This is a genomic window from Azonexus sp., assembly GCF_036170495.1.
Classification (GTDB): Bacteria; Pseudomonadota; Gammaproteobacteria; order Burkholderiales; family Rhodocyclaceae; genus Azonexus.
This window is the reverse complement of the sequence record NZ_JAVHPH010000238.1, coordinates 1-3,390: the sequence shown is the minus strand read 5'-3', so window position 1 is coordinate 3,390 and position 3,390 is coordinate 1. Positions and strand designations below refer to the sequence as shown.

The following is a 3,390-nucleotide window of genomic DNA, read 5'->3' as shown; positions in this document are numbered from 1 at the left end:
GCCGGTCAAGCAGGCGACCATGAGATGACGTTTGAACATGGCTATTCCCTTTTATTGTTGATTGCCATCAGCCTATTGCGAAGTCCGTGCCAGCCATTTATTTTGTATTTAAATCAATGAATTGAACCAACACCCTGTTTTTTTGCGACGGGCATTCCGTCGGGCACCAACGACAGTTGTTTTTTCCCGAGGGAGAAATATCCGGGAATCCTCCCGTGCCGGCCGGAATGGCAATGCGGTTTGGCTAAGCCGCTGCGGGCTTGTCACCGCCTGACGGCGGGCTATCGCCTTCGCTGCGGAACATGGCTGGCGTCAGGTCGTGTTTCTGCAACAGGCGATAGAACTCGGTCCGGTTGCGTTCGGCCAGGCGCGCGGCGTCGGCGACGTTGCCGTCGGTCAGCTTGAGCAACTGGACGAGGTAGTTGCGCTCGAACCGCTGCTTGGCTTCGGCGTAGTTCAGGGCATCCATGACCGGCACACGCAGGGCGCGCTGGACGAGGGTGAGCGGGATGAGCGGCGTCGAGGTTAGCGCGCAGCTTTGTTCAACGACGTTGAACAGTTGCCGGACGTTGCCCGGCCAGGCTGCGGTGGCCAGCGCTTCAAGGGCTTCGGGAGCGAAACCGTTGACCGGCTTGCCGTATTTGCCGGCGAGCAGCTGGACGAAATGCAGGGCGAGCAGCGGGATGTCTTCGCGCCGCTCGTCGAGGCGCGGCAGGTTGAGCGAGACGACGTCGAGCCGGTAGTAAAGGTCTTCGCGGAACTGGCCTTGGGCCATGGCGAGATCGAGGTCGCGATGGGTCGCCGAAAGCAGACGGACATCGACCGGCTCGGCCTTGGTCGTGCCGACCGGCCGGACGACGCGTTCCTGCAGCACGCGCAGCAGCTTGACCTGGAGGGCGAGCGGCATGTCGCCGATTTCGTCGAGGAACAGCGTGCCGCCGTTGGCCGTCTGGAACAGGCCGACCCGACTGGCGCCGGCGCCGGTGAAGGCGCCCTTGGCGTGGCCGAAGAGTTCGGATTCGAGCAGTTGTTCGGGGATGGCGCCGCAGTTGATGGCGACGAACGGCCCCTTGGCGCGCGGACTGGCACGGTGGATGGCACGGGCCAGGACCTCCTTGCCGGTGCCGCTTTCGCCGCGAATCAGCACGCTGGCGTCGGAGGCGGCGACCATGCGCGCTTCGGCCATCAGTTCGGCCATTTTGCTGCTGCGAAAAACGACGCCCTCCATCCAGGCGTCGTCGCCCTTCCCCGCTGCGCGCGGCTCGTCGCCGGGATGCGAGGTCGGCGCCGAGAGCTGCAGGGCGCGGTCGATCTTTTCGAGCAGGATCTGGCTGTCGAAAGGCTTGGTCAGGTAGCCGAAAACGCCGCGCGAGGTGGCGGCGACGGCATCGGGAATGTTGCCGTGGGCGGTGAGCAGGATGACCGGCAGTGTTGGCCGGGTGCGGCGGATTTCTTCGAACAGCGCCAGGCCGTCCAGCCCGGGCAGGCGAACGTCGCTGACGACGACGCGCGGCGGATCGACGGCGATCTGGGCCAGCGCCTGCTCGCCCGAGCCGACGGCGGTGATCCGGAAACCCTTGGCGCGCAGGCGTATGGTCAGCAGCTTGAGGATGTCTTCGTCGTCATCGACAACCAGCACGTGAGCGCCGGCCATCATCGCTTGCCTCCATTCGGGCTAGCCACGCGCGGGCGCGGGATCAGCGTTTGTTCGATGTTGGCCAAGCTGTCGAGTTTTTCCTGTAGCTCGGCGCTCTTGCGCTGGCTGTCCTTCAATTGCTGGCTCTGCTTTTCGAGCTGGCTTTCGAGTTTCATGCGTTCCTGGTAGTTGTCGGCAAGTTGGCGGGCCAGCGGGTGAAAAGGCGCCGCCGCCGGTTCGTTCGATTTGAGTACGCCTTCGAGCAACGCCAGCCCCTTGCCGAGATCCTGCTGGACGCGCGGATGGCCGAGCAGCAGCGCCATCCTGACCTGCGTGAAGGGCGTCTGCGGCACGGCAACGAGCACCGACCGTTCGCGACTCAGCTCAGCGGGCGTCAGACGCGACAGCCCCTGGTTATAAGCCAGCGCCCCCTCCGGGCTGGTGTCTTCGAGGTGCAATTTCCTGGCCAGGGGGCCGGAAGCGCAGCCGGCTACGGTCAACCCGAAAAAAAGGCCAAAAATGAAAACCGCCGCGCGGCGGGAAAACGTCGGGTGCTTACTGCTCATCAGGTATTTCCACACAAAAATGGGCGCCCGCTTCTTGCGGGACGAGGTAGACCGTGCCGCCCATCGCCCGCACCAGTTCGCGCACGATGGAAAGCCCGACGCCGCTGCCCTGGCGCGGTGCCGGCGCGGCCCGCTGGCCCTGGACAAAGGGCTCGAAAATGCGTTGCCGGTCTTCTTCGGCGATGCCCGGCCCCTGATCGATGCACTCGAAGCGCCAGAGGCCTTCACCGTGGCTGACCGAGAGGTGGATCTCACCGTTTTCCGGACTGAAGTCAATGGCGTTGGATAGCAGATTATCGAGGACCACCGTCATTTTCTCGGCATCAAGCATAGCCGTCTCCTGCGAGGCTTCGATGACGATCTTCAACTGCCGCGACTGGCTGTGCAGTTCGCGGCGCTGGGCGACGGTGCTGAGCAGCCGGCGCAGCCGGGTCGGGGCAATTTGCAGGCGACGCGCCTCGAAGGCGGCGGCATTGAGCGTGAGCAGGCTTTCGATTTGCTGCTGCAGGCTGATCACGTTGTGTTGGAGGATCTCGACCACCTCGCGCTGCCCTCCCGCCAAAGGGCCAGGAACCTCCTCGCGGAGCAGTGAAACGCCCTCCTTTAGCGCCGTCAGCGGCGTTTTGAGTTCGTGCGAGACATGGCGCAAGGCCCGCTCGCGGTCGGTCTCCAGCTCGCCCAGGCGCTGGCGCAACCAGTCCAGGCGCTTGCCGAGCTGGCGCAAATCGGCCGGACCGCCGACGGTGATGGCTTCGTCGAAGCGACTAGCCCCCAACCGGATGATTGCCTGCTCCAGATGCCGCACCGGACGGACCAGCCACCAGCCCATGGCCAGGGCGACGAGCAGCGCGCCACAAAGAGCCAGCGCGATGCGCCCGCCGAGGCGCAGGCGGTTAGTCTCGAGATCTTCAAGCGACTTACGATTCTGTGCTTCGATCCAGCGCTGCCCGGCCTGTTTCAACAGGCCATCAAGCTCGGCCATGCGGGCCAGCAGGGGAATAATCTCGGCTTGCGGAATATTTTGATCAAGACCGCTGCGCAACGCCTCGGCCACCATCCGCCAGCCACCGAGCAAGGGCTGCAACGGTTCGGCGGCCAGTGTATCGAGCCGGTCGACAACGGCCAGCGACTGGCTGAGGTGCTCGTCGAAACGCTGGCGGAAGACCGGGTTGTCGAGCACCAGATATT

General features: G+C 64.3%; 3 protein-coding genes. All 3 read right to left on the bottom strand.

What is annotated here, in order from left to right:
• Positions 1–244 precede the first annotated feature (244 nt).
• Positions 245–1,657 (bottom strand): sigma 54-interacting transcriptional regulator, encoded by a 1,413-nt coding sequence (locus ADADOO_RS08220; protein ID WP_511276608.1) that lies wholly within the window; start codon positions 1,655–1,657, stop codon positions 245–247.
• Positions 1,654–2,202 carry a permease gene (locus ADADOO_RS08215; RefSeq protein WP_511276607.1) on the bottom strand — a complete coding sequence of 183 codons (549 nt, stop codon included), beginning with the start codon at positions 2,200–2,202 and terminating at the stop codon, positions 1,654–1,656. Before ADADOO_RS08215 ends, ADADOO_RS08220 begins: the two co-directional genes overlap by 4 nt.
• The coding region (locus ADADOO_RS08210; protein ID WP_511276605.1) for a sensor histidine kinase at positions 2,192–3,390 on the bottom strand (1,199 nt) is incomplete at its 5' end. The genes ADADOO_RS08215 and ADADOO_RS08210, both read right to left, overlap by 11 nt.

Excerpts from the sequence above, each read along its gene's own strand:
- ADADOO_RS08220 (WP_511276608.1), bottom strand. The coding sequence starts at position 1,657 with ATGATGGCCGGCGCTCACGTGCTGGTTGTCGATGACGACGAAGACATC.
- ADADOO_RS08215 (WP_511276607.1), bottom strand. The coding sequence starts at position 2,202 with ATGAGCAGTAAGCACCCGACGTTTTCCCGCCGCGCGGCGGTTTTCATT.